The organism is Neorhizobium sp. 05N33, from assembly GCF_056397445.1.
Genome location: NZ_JBFTNK010000006.1, coordinates 85,012 through 101,420 on the forward strand (window position 1 = coordinate 85,012; position 16,409 = coordinate 101,420).

At 62.7% G+C, this 16,409-nt stretch carries 13 protein-coding genes; 6 read left to right on the forward strand and 7 right to left on the reverse strand.

Annotation, left to right across the window (positions count from 1 at the left end; genetic code table 11):
* Positions 1-17 precede the first annotated feature (17 nt).
* Positions 18-6,314, reverse strand: coding sequence for an apolipoprotein A-IV repeat region-like domain-containing protein (locus AC1DLT_RS17055; protein WP_477487510.1), 6,297 nt, complete (start codon positions 6,312-6,314; stop codon positions 18-20).
* Positions 6,315-6,793: 479 nt separating this feature from the next.
* Here AC1DLT_RS17055 and AC1DLT_RS17060 point away from each other — a divergent pair, with 479 nt between their 5' ends.
* Together AC1DLT_RS17060 and AC1DLT_RS17065 are read left to right on the forward strand one after the other, a co-directional pair.
* Positions 6,794-7,162, forward strand: a complete 369-nt coding sequence (locus tag AC1DLT_RS17060; RefSeq protein ID WP_477487700.1) for an Hpt domain-containing protein — start codon at positions 6,794-6,796, stop codon at positions 7,160-7,162.
* 133 nt (positions 7,163-7,295) lie between these two features.
* The gene (locus AC1DLT_RS17065) at positions 7,296-7,616 is read left to right on the forward strand and encodes a 2Fe-2S iron-sulfur cluster-binding protein (protein ID WP_038542828.1); all 321 of its coding nucleotides are present in this window, start codon (positions 7,296-7,298) and stop codon (positions 7,614-7,616) included.
* A 419-nt stretch (positions 7,617-8,035) separates the two neighbouring features.
* On the opposite strand, the gene AC1DLT_RS17070 is transcribed toward AC1DLT_RS17065, so the two are convergent.
* A complete protein-coding gene (locus tag AC1DLT_RS17070) occupies positions 8,036-8,584 on the reverse strand; it encodes a DUF922 domain-containing Zn-dependent protease (protein ID WP_477487701.1) in 549 nt (182 codons plus the stop codon).
* Between the two features lie 178 nt (positions 8,585-8,762).
* On the opposite strand from AC1DLT_RS17070, the gene folP reads away from it, so the two are divergent.
* From folP to folK, 3 genes are read left to right on the forward strand one after another with little or no spacing between them, the layout of a single operon-like run.
* The gene (folP, locus tag AC1DLT_RS17075; protein WP_477487511.1) at positions 8,763-9,638 is read left to right on the forward strand and encodes a dihydropteroate synthase; all 876 of its coding nucleotides are present in this window, start codon (positions 8,763-8,765) and stop codon (positions 9,636-9,638) included.
* Positions 9,638-10,003: a dihydroneopterin aldolase gene (gene folB, locus AC1DLT_RS17080; protein WP_038542831.1), complete on the forward strand. Its 366-nt coding sequence runs from the start codon at positions 9,638-9,640 to the stop codon at positions 10,001-10,003. Before folP ends, folB begins: the two co-directional genes overlap by 1 nt.
* Positions 9,987-10,514 (forward strand): 2-amino-4-hydroxy-6-hydroxymethyldihydropteridine diphosphokinase, encoded by a 528-nt coding sequence (gene folK, locus AC1DLT_RS17085; RefSeq protein WP_258719342.1) that lies wholly within the window; start codon positions 9,987-9,989, stop codon positions 10,512-10,514. The genes folB and folK overlap by 17 nt, the downstream gene beginning before the upstream one ends.
* Positions 10,515-10,531: 17 nt before the next feature.
* On the opposite strand, the gene AC1DLT_RS17090 is transcribed toward folK, so the two are convergent.
* From AC1DLT_RS17090 to AC1DLT_RS17105, 4 genes are all read right to left on the reverse strand, one after another.
* A complete protein-coding gene (locus AC1DLT_RS17090) occupies positions 10,532-11,086 on the reverse strand; it encodes a hypothetical protein (protein WP_038586660.1) in 555 nt (184 codons plus the stop codon).
* 102 nt (positions 11,087-11,188) lie between these two features.
* A complete protein-coding gene (locus AC1DLT_RS17095) occupies positions 11,189-12,268 on the reverse strand; it encodes a YcjF family protein (protein WP_247039194.1) in 1,080 nt (359 codons plus the stop codon).
* Positions 12,265-13,734, reverse strand: coding sequence for a YcjX family GTP-binding protein (locus tag AC1DLT_RS17100; protein WP_477487512.1), 1,470 nt, complete (start codon positions 13,732-13,734; stop codon positions 12,265-12,267). Before AC1DLT_RS17100 ends, AC1DLT_RS17095 begins: the two co-directional genes overlap by 4 nt.
* A gap of 77 nt (positions 13,735-13,811) precedes the next feature.
* Positions 13,812-14,321, reverse strand: coding sequence for a SixA phosphatase family protein (locus tag AC1DLT_RS17105; protein WP_477487513.1), 510 nt, complete (start codon positions 14,319-14,321; stop codon positions 13,812-13,814).
* 270 nt (positions 14,322-14,591) lie between these two features.
* Here AC1DLT_RS17105 and dksA point away from each other — a divergent pair, with 270 nt between their 5' ends.
* The gene (gene dksA / locus AC1DLT_RS17110; protein WP_007771163.1) at positions 14,592-15,011 is read left to right on the forward strand and encodes an RNA polymerase-binding protein DksA; all 420 of its coding nucleotides are present in this window, start codon (positions 14,592-14,594) and stop codon (positions 15,009-15,011) included.
* Positions 15,012-15,094: 83 nt separating this feature from the next.
* Here dksA and AC1DLT_RS17115 read toward each other — a convergent pair whose 3' ends face one another.
* A complete protein-coding gene (locus AC1DLT_RS17115) occupies positions 15,095-16,198 on the reverse strand; it encodes a flagellar biosynthetic protein FliO (protein WP_477487514.1) in 1,104 nt (367 codons plus the stop codon).
* Positions 16,199-16,409: the final 211 nt, after the last annotated feature.

The window sequence follows — 16,409 nt, forward strand, 5'->3', positions numbered from 1 at the left end:
TTGTTCCGATCCGGCCCTTAGTTGAACCGGCCAGCCGCGTGGGCCAGCATCGTGTAGACCTTGCCAGTGTCCGAGGTGAGGTAGCTCTGGGTTACCGTCTTGTCGCGGTCGGTACGGGCGACGTCGGCGAGCAGCTTTTCGAAATCGGCGATGTAGCGGTCGACGGCGGTGCGGAATTCCGGTTCGCGGTCGTACTTGCGCTTGATCTCGTCGAAGGTCTGCTGACCCTTCAGCGTGTAGAGGCGACGGGTGAAGACGTCGCGTTCGCCGCGCTGGTAACGCCGCCACAGGTCGACCGATGCGTCATGATCGATGGCGCGGGCGATATCCACCGACAGCGAATTCAGCGATTCCACCATATGGCGGGGGTTGCGGTTGTCGCCGTTGCCGCGCGGAGCGGGGGCCGGCTCGGCCGCACGCGGTGCCGGAGGCTGTTGCTGACGCGGTGCAGCGGCAGGCGTCTCAGTGAACTCGTCACGCGATGCGCCGCGCAGCAGATCGCTGATCCAGCCGCCGTCGGTGCCGCCGCGCTGTGCCTGTTCGGGTGCGCGTGCGACGGGCGCCTGTGTCGGGCGGTCGAGCGGCAGCGTGCCGCGCAACGCGTTTCCGGCATAGGGGTCGTTGCGGGGTGCAGGCGGCGCCGGCTGCGGGATGGCTGCGGCAGCGGGCTGCGGCTGCGGACGGGCAGGAGCCGGCTGCGGAGCAGGCGCCTGGCGTGGTGCGGAAGCCTCGGAGATTTCGAAGTTCTGCGTCGAACGTCCGACCAGCGCCGAGATGTCCTGCAGCGCCTTGATCTGCTCGGCGACGGCTCGCCGCATCGCGGCTGCACTTTCCTTGGCTTCTTCCGGCAGGTCGAAGGCGCCGCGCTTGAGTTCGGTGCGGGTCGTATCCAGCTCGCGGCGGATATCCTGCGCCGAGCGGCGGATTTCGTCGGTTGCGCCGGAGAAGCGGTTGATAGCCTCCTCGACCGATTCCCTGAGCGTATCGCGCAGCTGTTCGGCGGCACTGCCGGAGCGGGTGGTGGCATCCGACAGCAGCTGCTCGACGTCGGTGAGCGACTGCGAAATGCTGCCGCGCATCCGCTCGGAGAGATCGCGGGTGCGCTTCTCGGCATCGGAGAGCGTCGTCTCGATGGCGTGGTTGGCGTCGCTGCCGGCGCTGATCAGCGCTTCGCGCATTGCATCAGCCGTGACTTCGGCACGATGCTGCGTTTCCCCAAGCGTCCGGCCGATATCGGCAAACGAAGCATGCAGGCTTTCGCGGAGCCGCGAGCCGACCTGCAGCGAACGTTCTTCCGCCCGCTCGAACGCGCTGTCGACGAGGCTCGTCATGCCGCGCATCGTCGTCTCGATTTCCTCGGACCGCTTGACGAGACCGGTCGACAGGTTGCGCAGCGCGTCCTGACGTTCGTCCAGTGTGCTGGCGAGGTTGGACTGTGCTGCACCGAGGAGTTCGGATGCTTCGACAAGCACGCGTGAATGGTCGTCGAAACGGCCGACAAGGCTGCTGACCTGATCGAGCGTGTTGCCGAAGACGTCCGACATACGACCGATATTGTCCTCGAGCATGCGGGTCGAGCCGGAAACGATATCGGCGGAGTTGGTCGCCGACTGCACGAAGCGGTTGGCCGTCACGCTCAGCTTGCGGTCGGCTTCCGAGAGGTGATGGGCGACGGCGTCGGCGGTACTGCCGAGTTCCTTTGCCGTCTCCTGGACCATCGCGGAAATGTTCGAATTGCTTTCCGCCAGCTTGTCGATAAGGCTGTTGACGCTGGCCGACAGGCCCTGTTCGACGTGACGCATGGTGCCGGCGGCACTTTCGGTCCGCTGCGTGATGGCGGCAAGCGTCTCGTTGGTCCGTGCGGCGATCGCATCGACCAGTGCCGAATTCTCGTTGCGGATACGCGCCGTCGACTCTTCCGTGGCGGAGGAAAGCCGCGAGGTCGTTTCTTCCGCGGCAGAGGAAAGCCGTGCCGACGTTTCCTGCGCCGCAGCCGAGAGCAGTTCTGCACCCTGCTGGGCAGCAGTCGTCATCTGTTCGATGGCGTTGCGGCCGGTCGCGGCATATTCCTCGACCATCGGCTTCGCCTTTTCGTCGAGAAGGCGCGTCAGTTCAGCCGAGCGACCGGCGAGCATGGAATTCAGGTCGCGGGCGCGGGCGTCGAGGGCCGAGTGGATGGCTTCGCCGCGGGCCGCGAGCGCCCGGTCGACGGCGTCCATGGCGCTGTCGAGGTGGCTTGCGGTATCGGCGAGCGTGGTGCGGATGCCGTCGCCGCGCGAGTCGAGAGCCTTCTGCGCATCGTCCAGCGCCTCGGAAATTGCCGTCACCTGGCGCTTCACCAGGCTGTCGGCCTCCGCGACCTTGTGGACGATCGCATTGCCGGCTTCGGAGAAAGCGAGCGCTACGGTTGCCGCCTGGCCGGCGAGCCGGTTCTGGGTTTCCGAAATCCGACCGACGATCTGGGTCGAGCGTTCCTCGATTGCCTTGGTGAACTCGGCGTTGCGATTGCTGAGTTCCTCGGTGAATTCGGCGCCGGCACGGGCCAGCACTTCGGCGGAGCGGGTGGCTTCGCTGTCCATGCTCTGGGCTGCGGCGCCGACTGCTTCGCGCAGTGTCGAGGCGAGGCCGACAGCCTTGCTTTCGATGGTCTTGGTGACGTTGTCGAGGCCGATCGTCAGAGCGCGGTCGATCGTGCCGAGGCGTTCCTCGATACGGGCGGTGCGGCCGTCCATGGTGTCGGTGATACGATCCGAAGCCTCGGTGGCCACGCGTTCGAGGTCAGCCGTGCGGTTGGTGAGCGTGGCCGAAAGATTGGCGCCGGCCTCGTCGACGAGCTGGGCGGCCTCGAGAATTTCGCCGCGGATACGGCCTTCGAGCCCGCCGAACGTCGATTCGATGCGGCTGCCGGTTTCCTCGAGTGCGCCCTGAACCCCGCCGACCGTCTGCCGGATGCGGTTGGAGAATGCGTCGGCCGACCGGCCGATTTCGCCGGCAGCATCGGAGAGCCGGACGGCAAGCGTCCCGACATTGTCGCGCAGACGTTCTTCGAGAGACTGACCTGCCGTATCGATCGCATCGCGCAGAGCATTCTGCTGGTTTTCGAGCGACATTTCCAGCATTCCGGCACTTGCGGCAATCGAGGTGCCGAGCGACGTCGCCTGGTCCTGCATCAGGGTCCCGATCTGGCTCTGCGCATCGCCGAGCGTGGTCGCGATCGAATTCGTGCGTTCTTCCAGAGTGTCGCGAATCTGTTCGTAGCCGGAGCCGAGTGTCGTTTCCAGCTGCTGGTGGCCAAGGCCGATGGTCGCGGCGATGCGATCCTGCGTCGAGCCGAGAACGGCTTCTACCCGTTCCAGTCCATCCGCCATGCCCGTTTCGAAACGCTGGGCGCCGCTTGTGAGCGCCGTTTCAATACGGCTGGTTGCGCCGCCGACCGTCTGTTCGAGGCGATCGCCGCCGCTTTCGAGAATGCGGGCAAGCTCCGCCGTCCGGTTATCGAGCGACTGGTCGAGATTGACCTGGCTGTCGGCATAGGCGTTGCGGATGGTCTCCGCGCGGGCCGCAAAGGACTGCTCGATGCGGACGTCGGCATCGATGAAGGTATTGGCGATGGCCGTCGACTTTTCGTCCAGCATGCCGGCGAGGCGGTCCTCGCCGAGTGCGAAGGAGGTGGCGATTTCCATCGACTTGTCGTCGAGGATTTCTGCAAGCCTGTCGCGGTTGATGCCGAGCGATTCGTTGATTTCAGAGGTACGGCGGGCGAGGTCGCCACTCATGCGCTGTTCGGTCTCCGAAAGCGCACGGGCGATCGATTCCGACTTGTCGTCCAGCATGCCGGCGAGGCGATCTTCACCGAGCGCGAAGGACGTCGCGATTTCCATCGACTTGTCTTCGAGGATTTCGGAAATCCGCTCGCGATTGGCATCGAGCGACGACTGCATCTCGGACGCACGCCGGCCGAGCTCGTCGCCGATCCGCTGTTCGCTTGTCGCGAGCGTGCGGGAGATGTGCTCCGACTTTTCGTCGAACATGCCGGCGAGCCGCTCCGGCGCACCGGACATCAGTGTTTCGATTGATGCAGACTTCTGGCTGAGCACCTCGGTCAGATGATCGTGGCTGCCGGAAAGTGCAGCGATGATGGCGCCCGAGCGGATTGCCAGGCTCTGTTCGAACTTGGCCTGGTTTTCGGAAAGCGTGCCGAGCAGGCTGCTGCTGCGCTCGGCAAGCGTTGTTTCGATATTCTGATGCGCGTTCGCAAAGCCTGCGTGAAGTTCGCTGGTGCCGGAGGCGAATACGCCCTTCAGTTCACCGGTGCGCGAGGCAAGCACATCCTGAAGCTCGCCGGTGCCCGAGGTGAGCACACTCTGGAGTTCGCTGGCGCGTGCGGTGAATGCGTTCTGAAGTTCGGTGGCGCGGCCGCCGATCACGTCGTGAAGTTCGCTGGTTCCGGAGGCGAGCACGCTCTGGAGCTCGGTTGTCCGAGTTCCAAGCACGTCCTGGAGTTCTCCGGTGCGCGAGACAAGCACGGATTGGAGTTCCCCGGTATGCGTCACGAGCGCATCCTGGATTTCGGTAGCGCGGGACGACAGCGTGTCCTGAATTTCGCTGCTGCGGGCCGACAATGCGTCGGACAGTTCGCGCGAGCGGCTTCCGAGCATGGAGTCCAGCATTTCCTGGCCGGTGCCAAGCGTCGTCTCGAGCGCAAGCGACTGATCGGTGAGCGAGGAACTGATGCGCTCGACGCTGGACGAGAGAATGTTCTCGATCGCGTCCGAACCGCTGGCCACCGTCTCGTTGATGCGGGCAAGGCTGTCCATCAGCTTGCTGTCGAGCGTGCCGGCGCGCTGGTCGAAGGCGGAGGTGAATTGCGAGATGCTGTCGTCGAAGGTCGTGCTGAGCAGGCCGACGGTCGTCTGCAGGCGCTCTTCGAAGAAGCCGGAGCGCATGTCGAGGTCGAGGACCACGTCTTCGACGGTGCTTTGCAGGCTCTGGCGGAAGGACGAGCTCTTTTCTTCGAGCGAGCTGTTGAGCGAAGCAAGGATGCCGCCGAGCGAACCGGTGAGCGTCTGTTCGCTTTCGGCAAGTCCGTCGGTAATTTCCCGGGTCCGGGCAAGCAGGGTCTCGTTCAGCTGGCGGGTGCGGTCCGCAAGTGCTGCGTTGAGCTTTTCGGTATTGGCGTCGAGCGAGGAGGCGCGCGTCTGGAATTCGTTGAGGAGCGCCTGGCCGCGCTGCGACAGCACGGTGTTGATCGCTTCCATCCGCTCGTCGAACTCGTGGGCGAGTGCGAAGCCGGAGGAATTGAGCGTCTGCAGCAGGTTTTCAGTCTTGGTGGTCAGCAGGCTGCCGAGCGCTTCGCCGGCGGCGTTGGATTTCTCCATCAGCGCCGCGCCGCGCGTCTCGATCATCGAGGCGAAGGCTTCGCCGGACGTTGCCAGGCGAATGGAGATTTCTTCGGTTGCGAGCGACAGCTCTTCCTTGAGCTGGTCATGGGCGCCGGCGATCGACGAGCGGATGCGCTCAGCGTGGTTGACGATCGCATCCCGTTCGGCGCCGAGTTCGTGGACGAGACCGCGAACGCGCAATTCATTGTCGGTAAAGCTTCGCTCCAGCGCATTCACTTCCGAATGCACGAGCGTTTCGAGCTCGGCGGCACGGGCGATGGTGCGCTCGATACCTTCGTTCATCGCCGATACTTCGCGGCGCACGGCCTGACCGACGCTCATGATCCGCTCGGAGGCAACGGTCTCCGGGTCCGAAAGGCGAAGCGCCACCTCGGCCATCGAGCGGGCGGCGGTCCTGAGGTCCTGAGCGCGAGCCATCATGATCGCGAAGGCGAAGAACAGCATGATCGGGACGAAGATGCAGACCGCGAGCGCGACGATGCCGGGCGCAGCCAGAACGCCCTCGACCGAGGTGATCTGCCAGAGTTGGTTGCCGTAGATCATCTGCCCGAGGGCGATACCGCCGATTGCCCAGAGGATCGAGACGATCACCGCATTGCGGATCGACGAGCGCATTGCGCCGCCTTCCAGCGTCCGCAGGATCGCCGTCGAACTGCGCTTCCCCGAATCGTTGGCAGGCTGGAATGTGGGGGATTTGGCAGCGGTTTCGGTAGCGGCCGACCTGTATGATTCGGCGGCATCATCCTGGTATTGGGTCTGACGCGGTTTGTTAGTGTCTGACACTCTTGCCTCCGAGGCATGGGGCACTGATCTTTGACGCGACTGATCATCGTTGAAGTTGATTTTTAGGGCATCTTCCAACGCCTGGAACGCCGTCTCATCGATCGACTCGCTGCTAGGGTTCTTTGCCATGCGGTTACGCCTCGTTACATACTCGCCCGGCAAATCCCATCTGACGCGCTGCCGCCCGCAGACCGACAGATGGAACGCTGCCTGCCGGAAACTCTCCACCCACAAAGCGGATTTCCAGTTTCCTATTCATTTTCAAGTCGGATGGCCGTTCTTTCAAACGGATGATAATGAAAGCTTACCAACCTACCACCCGGGGCAAAAGGACGATATTCCCCGCCACCTTAGGCGTATTGTAGTGGCACATTCGGCCACCCTGCACAATTATGACGCCTGCCTTCGAATGATGCTGTGGAATGTTGTTAACAGAATTTAAACCATGCGAAGATGCAAAACTCCTAAAATCCCGGGAGCTTAGCAGAAATTAACCATATGGGAAGAAACCGGCCCAGATTGTGCCGGAATTTAACGGGATAGCTGCGATTGGCCCGCACAATTCGGGACATTATCAGAAGAACAACAGGGAAAACAGGTTCATGGCAATGGCAGCCGTCAGTATCGCGTTCGAAGCTCCGGAAACCCTCCGGGGCGCTTGCCCCTCGCAGTCCCGTCCGATCGACCTCGTCCATCTCGCGACCCAGACCATGGGCGACAAGAACCTTGAAGTCGAAGTGCTCCAGATGTTTGCACGCCAGGCGCGCCGCGCGCTGCACGATATATCAAGCGCCGATAGCGCCTACGTTGTCGCAGCCGCACACCGTCTGAAGGGCGCTGCCGGTGCGGTCGGCGCCTTCAAGGTTTCCGCCGCTGCCGAGCGCCTTGAAGACAATGCCTCCGACGCCTCCTTGCGGGCTGCGGTCGCTGCTGCAGTCATCGAGGCCGAAAACTTCATCAACAAACTCTGCCGCTGAGCGAATCGTTTGGGCGAGGCGCCGATTGAACAGCCGGCGGCGCCCCGAAATGTTGACTGCGCCGGGCTTTTATTGGAAGACAGCACGCTCAAATAGTGTGCCCTGACCCTTCAACATTCCGGATTTCCCTATCATGACGAAACTGACCATCGTTGCCTTCGACGGAACGCGCTTCGATATCGAAGCCGAGCCAGGCTCCACCGTTATGGAGAATGCGGTTCGCAATTCCGTCCCCGGCATCGAGGCCGAATGCGGCGGCGCCTGCGCCTGCGCGACCTGTCATGTCTATGTCGACGAGGCCTGGACCGAAAAGGTCGGCCCGCCGGCACCCATGGAGGAAGACATGCTCGACTTCGCCTTCGAGGTGAAGCCGAACTCGCGCCTTTCCTGTCAGATCAAGGTCAAGGCGGATCTCGACGGTCTCGTGGTCAACGTGCCCGAGCGCCAGGCCTGATCGTGGCCTGACCGTCATATCCCATCACCTTTCCGGGCAAAAAAAAGCCTCGCTCCGCAAAAGCGGCAAGCGAGGCAAGGCGGGCGCATCACCAGCAGGGGAGGGAGGAAACACCTGCGGCTTGAAGACACGCCAGGAGAACTAAAACGCTGGAAATCAAAAACTCAGGAACACCTGAAGCAACTGCGTTCGACACATCGGTCCGAAACCGGAGGGGCACGCTGATCTTGCGGCTATCTACCTCATCTGCTTCGTTTTTCGAAGCGTTGGTAGGTAAGCTATGTCTTAGGTTATATCCGAGATTCGTATTTTAGACTATCACCATAAATCACCCGTCATTGACAGGGGATGGTGCAAGCTCGGCAAAAGCCTCGCAGCGGTTGGCGGGGCTGATTCTTTAGAGAGCGGAAGAGAGCGGATTAATTTCCGGATCGTTTCATGCGGTACTGCAGCAACCGCATCATCCGGGCGTCGAAATTGGCCGCCTCGATCTGGTCGAATCGGAGCTGCTCCCGGTCATGCGCTTCGAGAAGCCGGCGGGTCGTTTCCGCAACTTGTTTTTCCAGCGCGTCGCAGGTTCTGTTGGCAGGTAGACCAAGCAGTTCCCGTTCGAGCTGACGCGCATGGTTGCGGGCGATTTCCGCGTGCCGCTCCTCATGGCGTTTGATGTCCTTCGAGAGCGTATCCCAGATGAAGCCCAGCTCGGCCGTGGCTCGGCCGCGATTGCCCCAGCGGGGCAGGATGATGTGGGTGCGAAGCGTCACCCGTGCACCGCCGACCGAACAGTGGCCACCGCTTTCCACATAGGTGACATCGCCCCCGAACTTGATTTCGGTGGCGCCCGGATGGCGATGGCCGGTCCCGCGAGTGAGAGGGCCGAGGTTTTCCAGTTCCTTGTCGAGATCCTCGGCCGTGCGGCCGCCGATCCGAAAATAGGAATAGGTCTTGTTGATGATCGGCTCTGCCATGGCCGTCGCCGGGATCGCGCAGAGAGGAAGAAAGACGCCGAAAAACCGGCGGACTCTGCGCATGGAGAACATTCTATGGCCTGCGACGTTGAACTTATGGGGACCTTGGGGCATAGCCAGCCTGAGCGCAACACAAAGGCATCAAATTTTGCGTTACCCTTCGACAGACGGCCGACCGGTGATATCGCAGCGCAACAGCACCTGGCGTGTCGGGCGCGGTCGTGCCCTTGAACTCGGCCGCCAAGGCCAGATTATGGCGATCATCAACATCACGCCTGATTCCTTTTCCGACGGCGGAAAATACGCAAACGTCGATGCCGCGGCGGCTCATGCCCTTTCCTGCGTCCGCGACGGCGCAGCTATTCTCGATATCGGCGGCGAATCGACGAGGCCCGGCGCGGCCGAGGTGTCGGCGACCGAAGAGCAGGACCGCGTCCTGCCGGTGATCGAAAAACTAGTCGCGGAGACGGATGCGCTGATCTCGATCGATACCTATCGGGCCGAAACCGCCCATCTGGCGATGGCGGCAGGTGCCCATATCATCAACGACGTCCACGGCCTGCAGCGTGAGCCAGAGATCGCCACCGTTGCGGCTCAAACATCTGCCGGCGTTTGCATCATGCATACCGGCCGCGGGCGCGAGCAGGAAAAGCGGCCCGACAGGATCGCCGACCAGGAATTTTTCCTGCAGCAGTCGCTCGAGATCGCACGCAGCGCCGGTATTTCCGACGAGGCGATCGTGCTGGATCCCGGCTTCGGCTTTGCCAAGGACCGTGACGACGACCTGGAATTGATGGCGCGGTTTGCCGAACTGCATAGGCTCGGCTTCCCGCTGCTCGCCGGCACCTCGCGGAAACGCTTCATCGGCGCCCTGACGGGCCGCGAGAAGGCGGGCGAACGCGACGTCGGCACCGCCGCGACGACGGCGATCCTGCGTCTTGCGGGCGCTTCGATCTTCCGTGTCCACAATGTCGCTGCCAACCGTGACGCGCTGGCAATAGCCGACGCGGTTCTCGCCGCGGCCTCCGTTCATGAAGAAAGAGAGGGCCTTTGATGGCGACCTACACGATCACGCTGAAGAACTGTGCATTCTACGCCAAGCACGGTGCCTTCGAGCAGGAGGCCACGCTCGGCCAGCGTTTCTTCATCGATGTCGTCATGGACGTAGAGGCGGATGAGGCGCTCGAAAACGATGATGTCGCAAGCACGGTGCATTACGGCATCGCCTACGAGATCGTCGAGAAGGTGGTGACCGGTCGCCGCCGTAACCTCATCGAGACGCTTGCCAAGGACATCGGCAAGGCGCTGTGCGCCTGGTCGCCGCAGATTCGCCGGGTGGAGATCACCGTGCGCAAGCCGAGCGTGCCGATCCCCGGCATCCTCGATTACGCGGAGGTGCGTGTTGAGCATTTCGCCTGAAAAGACGTTCGAAGTCGCGGCTCTCGGGCTTGGCGGCAATATCGGCGATCCGCCGTCGTCCATGGCCGAGGCGCTCCGGCAGCTCGATGCGCGCGAAGACTGCCGGGTCGTGGCCGTGTCGAAACTCTATTCGACCCCGCCTTGGGGCAAGACCGACCAGGCGGATTTCTTCAACTGCTGCGTTCTGGTGGAGACTTCATTGGAGCCGGAGGACCTTCTGGACGTCTGTCTGTCGATCGAGCGCGGCATGAAGCGCGTCCGCCTGGAGCGCTGGGGACCACGCACCATCGATATCGACATCCTGACCTATGGGACGCGGGAGCAGAAGACCGAAAAACTGGAAGTGCCGCATCCGCGCATGACCGACCGCGGCTTCGTAATGATGCCGCTTGCCGACATCGCCCCGGATCTTCTGGTGAAGGGAAGGAAAGTGCGAGACTGGCTTGGTGGAACCGACATCGCCGGCATCAAGGTCGCGCGCGACAGCCAGAACTGGTGGCAGAGCGCCTGACGGCGCCCCAGCCAGCCTTATTCTTTAATCGAGCCGACGGCGATCGAATCCATGTCGCGGTCGAGGCTGAGCCCGATCACCGGTACCATCTGGTCTTCGACCTTGATCGAGATGGTGATGTTCATCTTGTTCTCGCCGCGCAGGCTCGCGACCATCGCGCCGTTGAGCTGATTGCGGTTGATGCCCATGACGACCTTGTCGCCGCTGACCGAGCCGGAAATGATGTCCAGTCCCTTGCCCTCGGCGCCATCCAGGAACTTGCCGGTGTAACCGCGGCCGCTCTGGGCGATGGTGGCCGACATCGGTTGCTGAAACACGCCGACACGGCAGGTTCCATCGAGCTTGATGCCGACATCACTGTCCGGGATAGCCGCACCGGTCAAATTGCAGCTGAATTTCGTGCCCTTGTATTTGCCGGCGACGATTTCGCCGGGACCTTTCCAGACGCCGGCGACCGACTGGAAGAATGCCTTGTCGCGCGGAGCGGCTTCAGCCTGCGGCGCCATGGCGGAAGTGGTCGCGACTGTCAGAATGGCGAACCCGCCCAGAAGCGAAAAGAAGCGCGAATACATGAACTTTCCCCTGACGAGCAGCAACTTTAAGTGTCCCGTAATTTAGGGGGGAATGGTTAACGACTGGTGACCATGGCCGGATTTGGGCCATGGTCAACCCTTCTATTGTTCATCTTTTCGCCCGCCGACTGCCGCAATATCCGAGATGAAATCGCTGATTCCGGGCCTTTTCACCGCCCGGAAGGGCAGCGGCCGGCAAAGATCCATGGCGGCGATGCCGATTCGCGCGGTCAAGAGGCCGTTGATCACGCCTTCGCCCAACCGCTTCGAAAGTCTGGAAGCGAGCCCGTGCCCGAGGACCTGTTGCGCAACGCCATCGCCGACGGCGATCGAGCCGGTTACGGCGAGATGGGCAATAACGTCCCGCATCAGTCGCAACAGGCCAAGCGTGCCCGGCCGGCCGCCGTAAAGGTCGGCCATGGCGCGGATCAGCCGCGTTACTTCGAAAAGCACGTAGGCGAGGTCGACAACGGCGCGTGGGCTGATGGCGGTGACGATCGAGACACGTTTGGACGATCCGAGAATGAGAGCACGGGCCTTGCGGTCGAGCGGCGCCAGGAGCTCCCGTTCCGCAAGCTCGATAAGCTGGGGGCCATCGATGATCTCGTCCTTCGTGGCGTCGAGGTTGGCGCGACCCTTGGCGGTCTCCGCCCGGTGACTGAGAAGTTTCGCAAGCGTGGCAACGACGGCACGCGCGGCGGTTGGGCGAGGGGAAAGGGCGGCCTCTTCCGCTTGCGCTTTCAGGGTCTGGACGGCGGAAAGCCGCATCATGCCGAAGATCTCGCGGCCGACGATCACGGCAACTGCGACGAGCCCGATGGCAAGTGCTGTGAGTGCTGCATATCCCAGCCAGTCGGCACGGGTGAACAGGTCGCGGACGACGCTGTCGGCCCACAGACCGAAGGCGAGCGACAGGAAGGTGCCGAAGGCCGCGGTCGCCAGATTGACGAACGAGAATTTCTTGCGTGTCCGGGGCTCGGCGACCGGGATGGCCTCTGCGGCGAGTTCGGGCGGCGTCACGAACGGATCTTGTTCGTCGGGCGTCACCACGACGCCGTCCTCGAAGCTGCGCGGGCTGCGGCGAGGGACAGGCAAGGTTTCGTTTCGGGCGGCACTTTCCTCTTCGACCGAGAAAGATGCGGGTCGGCGTTTGCCGTTCTGAGGTGATTCGGGCGGTCTCATGCGAGGCGATCTCCGAACAGGAATTGCATGGCGCGGTCGAGCCGGATATGCGGTACCGAGAGCTTCATGCCGCCATTCGCCTCTTCGAGCGCCGGTGGGCGAAAGCGCACCACGTTGATCTCCGGAAGCTCCGCATTGACCGAATCCAGCTGCTGAAAAAATGCTTCAGGATCTTCCGGCAAGTCGCCGGGAAATATCGCGGTTTTCTTGTTTCCGTCGAAGCGTTCGCCGTTGATCATCTCGCCCGCAATAGGCGTGCCTACGATGACCGGCAGGAGATGGGTGTCTTCCTTGACGGTCGCCTCGCGGGTAGCGCGCACCGATGCGATCGCCATAACCTCGATGCCGGCGCCGGCCATGCCGATCCGTTTGACGGCGCGATCGACCAGCCGACCGGTGAGCCGTTCCAGGCGATCATGGCTTTCGTGATGCAGGTGATCCGCCTTGGTGGCGGCGACCAGAACCTTGTCGATCCTGCGGCCGATCAGGGAAGAGAAGAAACTGTTGTGGCCGGGGCGAAAACAGGCGAGCACATCGGTCAGCGCCCGTTCCAGATCCTGCACCGCTTCGGGACCGCGATTGATCGCCTGCAGCGCGTCGATCAGCACGATCTGACGGTCGAGCCGGGCGAAATGCTCGCGGAAGAACGGCTTGACCACGACGTTCTTGTAGGCCTCGTAACGGCGCTCCATCATCGCCCGCAGCGAACCCTTCGGCGCTTTGGTCTCGGGCATGTTCGGTAGCGGCGCGAAGGTCAGAGCCGGCGAGCCTTCGAGATCGCCGGGCATCAGGAACCGGCCGGGCGGCAGGGTCGAAAGCGACCGTTCGTCCGCCTTGCAGGCCCTGAGATAAGCGGCAAAGGCTTCGGAGAGCCGCCTTGCGGTCATTTCGTCAGCCGGGGCGTCCGCATCTATGCCGTTTGCGAGAGCCAACCATTCCCTCGACAACTCCTCCCGGATGCCGGTCCCGGCAAGTGCTGCGGTATTGTCGCTGAAGGTGCGAAAATCCTGCGCCAGCAGCGGCAAGTCGAGCAGCCATTCGCCGGGATAATCGACGATGTCGATCGACAGCCGGCCGCGGGAAAACATCCGCCCCCAGCCGCTGGCGCTCTGGTAGTCGAGGGTGATCCGCAGCTCCGAGATGGCGCGGGTCGAATCCGGCCAGATCCGGTCGCGCACCAGGGCCTGGATATGGTCTTCGTATTGAAAGCGCGGGATGGCGTCGTCCGGCTGCGGCTCGAGCCGCACCGCCGACACCCGGCCCGATCGGAGCGCTTCGAAGAGCGGCAGCCGCCCGCCGTTCAGGAGATTGTGGACGAGCGACGAGATGAAAACGGTCTTGCCGGCTCGCGACAGGCCGGTCACGCCGAGCCTGATCGTCGGATGCACGAGGCCCGAGGCACGGTCGGCGAGATTGTCGAGCGCGATGCGCGCGTCATCCGAGAAGCTGGTAAGCGAAGGCGGCAAGGCGTCGTTCCGGGTCCAGAGTTTACGCCTATATAGGAAGCCGTTGCGAGGCCGCAAAGCCGTCACTCGGGTCCTGGTCAGGCCGTCAGGAAGTCGGTCAGTGTCCAGGCGGCATCCGAGCCGGCGACAAAACCGCGATAATCGAGCACCGCAAGGCCGGCAGGCGGGTAACCGCCCGGGACCGCCGCCACCATCTGGTCGGCGCCGATCAACCCTTCCAGAACCTCTTCCATAGTCGGGTTATGGCCGACGAGCATGACCGAGTTGCTGTCTCTTTGGCCTGCGAGAATGGCGAGATAGGTGCCGAGCGAGCCGTTATAGAGTTCGTCGATGAAGACAGGCTCGATCTCCTCGCTGATCGCGCGGCGGATGGCTGCGGCGGTCTGGCGGCACCGCATGGCGGTGGAACTGATAAGGATATCAGGCCGATAGTTGCGATCTGCAGCCTTGTCGGCAACGATCTCGGCCTGTGCGAAGCCCTGATTGTCGAGAGGGCGATCGAAATCGTGCTGTCCCGGTTCAGCCCAGCCGGATTTGGCGTGGCGCAGGAGATAGATGCGGGAAGGAGGAGGAGTGATCATCGTCATGCCCGGCACCGCTAGTGAGAGGATGGAAGCGATGGGTACCCTTTCGGCATGAGACTCGTCAACTGCCGCAGATGTTCTGAAATAGCCTCACCGGGCGCGTCCGCCTGTGGAGAAGAGTTTCGGACATTCAGAATAAAAGCTTAAAAAATAGCCGTTTAGCGGATTTTTATGACAGTTTTAAAAATGCCTTAATACTGAGCGCGAGGCTTGAATCCGGATGGGAGGATAGGATATAGAGCGCCGCATGAGATGTTCTTCAGGAGAATCGCGTTGAGTGAGAAGATCGATCTTAGCAATTATGTGCTCTCTGAAAACGACGAGTTCATGAATGCAAACCAGAAAGCGTATTTCCGGGCAAAACTGATCGCCTGGAAAAACGATATTCTGAGAGAAGCGCGCGAAACGCTCGGCCATCTGGCTGAAGAGAGCGCCAACCACCCCGATCTCGCCGACCGGGCTTCCTCCGAAACCGACAGAGCTATCGAGCTTCGAGCCCGTGACCGTCAGCGCAAGCTGATCTCCAAAATCGATGCCGCCTTGCAGCGCATCGAGGACGGCACCTATGGTTACTGCGAGGAAACGGGCGAACCGATCGGCCTCAAGCGTCTCGACGCTCGTCCGATCGCCACACTGTCGATCGAAGCGCAGGAACGCCACGAGCGCCGTGAAAAGGTCTATCGGGACGAATAATTCGCCTGATCAGCCATAAACGAATTCAAGGCACGGTTTTTCCGTGCCTTTTTTCTTGGGCCCAAAATGGCGGGGGCGCCCGCTCACTTGTCGCGGGTGACCGACATTTCACCGAAGATACGGGCGACTTCCGACTGCAGGCTCGGTTCCGGTGTCGCACCGGTGACCGGCGGCACGCCGGGGTTCCTCGGCTGTATCTGACGGCTCGGCTGGGGGATGATGGCCGACTCGCGGGCTGCGAGGTTGTTGGCCATTTCCTCTTCGAGAATCCGCTCGAAATCGCTGCCGAGCTGTTTCGGCTTGTCGGCGGCCGATTGCAGGGCAGGCGGCACGATTGCGGCGCTGACCGGCACGACGCGCGGCTCGGGCGCTTCCTGGAAGACACGTTCGCGGGCGGCATCGAGCACATCGGCGGCTTCGTCGAAAGCCGGAACCTGGAGAGGAGCGGGGGCAGGAGCTGGGCTAGGTGGCGGGGCCGCGGCTGCGAGGGCCGCGATCGGCCGCAACTGTTCGGACTTTACTTCCGGGGCTTGACGGGCGGGCGGTTCGATCCTGGGGGCGGCCACCGGCTCGGCAGCCGCTACATTGTTGGCCATGACAGGCGGGGCTGGCCGCGGAGCAAGGGTGCCGCTCATCGGCATGGGCCCGGTGACGGGAGCTGCTGCTGCTGCCAAAGGCGCAGCGGCGCGCGGGGCCTCGCGCGGCGGCACGACGCTTTCCCGTGCCGGCTCGATGCGCGTTTCCGGAGCCGCGGGACGTGGGATCTGGGCAGGGCGGGGTTCGGCGACGGGAGCCGGCCGGGCTTCCATGGCGGGTGCGGCTTGACCGGGAGCCGTCATGTCAAGCGGCTGGAAGCGGTTTGCCGCGCTTGCTGGGATCACCGGCACGGCGGGTGCCGCCGTGGAAATTCCGCTTTCGATGACGATATCGGTCGGCCCGCCGATCATGATCAGGTGCTCGACCCCGTCGCGGCGGATGAGGACCAGACGACGGCGCGCGTCGACGGCCGCTGCATCCAGCACCTGAAGCCGCGGCTGGCGATTCTTGCCGCCGCGCACGAAGGGGGACGGGCCGGCGCGGCCGCGCATGAGCCAGAGCGCGCCGATGAGGACAAGAAGCCCAATGCCGACGCCGACGACTGCGATCACCAGGCGGCCTCCATAGGCGCCCATCAGGTCATCTAACATCTCTTGCCACTCCTCATATGAACCCTGCGGTAAAAAACGACTTTTTTCCTACCGAAGCAAGCTGCTAACTGTCACTGTTGCGCGCTGAAAGACAGCGCAGAAAAGCAAAGATAGGTCACTCCGCCAAACTGTCCCGGGTTTTGTGGCTCAGCAGAGCTTTTTGCTTAACCAGCAACTTGCTAATAAGGAATCGCGGGATTCCTGATCCCTG

Coding starts and splice junctions, on each gene's coding strand:
- AC1DLT_RS17055 (WP_477487510.1), bottom strand. CDS start 6,314: ATGGCAAAGAACCCTAGCAGCGAGTCGATCGATGAGACGGCGTTCCAG.
- AC1DLT_RS17060 (WP_477487700.1), top strand. CDS start 6,794: ATGGCAGCCGTCAGTATCGCGTTCGAAGCTCCGGAAACCCTCCGGGGC.
- AC1DLT_RS17065 (WP_038542828.1), top strand. CDS start 7,296: ATGACGAAACTGACCATCGTTGCCTTCGACGGAACGCGCTTCGATATC.
- AC1DLT_RS17070 (WP_477487701.1), bottom strand. CDS start 8,584: ATGGCAGAGCCGATCATCAACAAGACCTATTCCTATTTTCGGATCGGC.
- folB (WP_038542831.1), top strand. CDS start 9,638: ATGGCGACCTACACGATCACGCTGAAGAACTGTGCATTCTACGCCAAG.
- AC1DLT_RS17090 (WP_038586660.1), bottom strand. CDS start 11,086: ATGTATTCGCGCTTCTTTTCGCTTCTGGGCGGGTTCGCCATTCTGACA.
- AC1DLT_RS17095 (WP_247039194.1), bottom strand. CDS start 12,268: ATGAGACCGCCCGAATCACCTCAGAACGGCAAACGCCGACCCGCATCT.
- AC1DLT_RS17105 (WP_477487513.1), bottom strand. CDS start 14,321: ATGACGATGATCACTCCTCCTCCTTCCCGCATCTATCTCCTGCGCCAC.
- AC1DLT_RS17115 (WP_477487514.1), bottom strand. CDS start 16,198: ATGTTAGATGACCTGATGGGCGCCTATGGAGGCCGCCTGGTGATCGCA.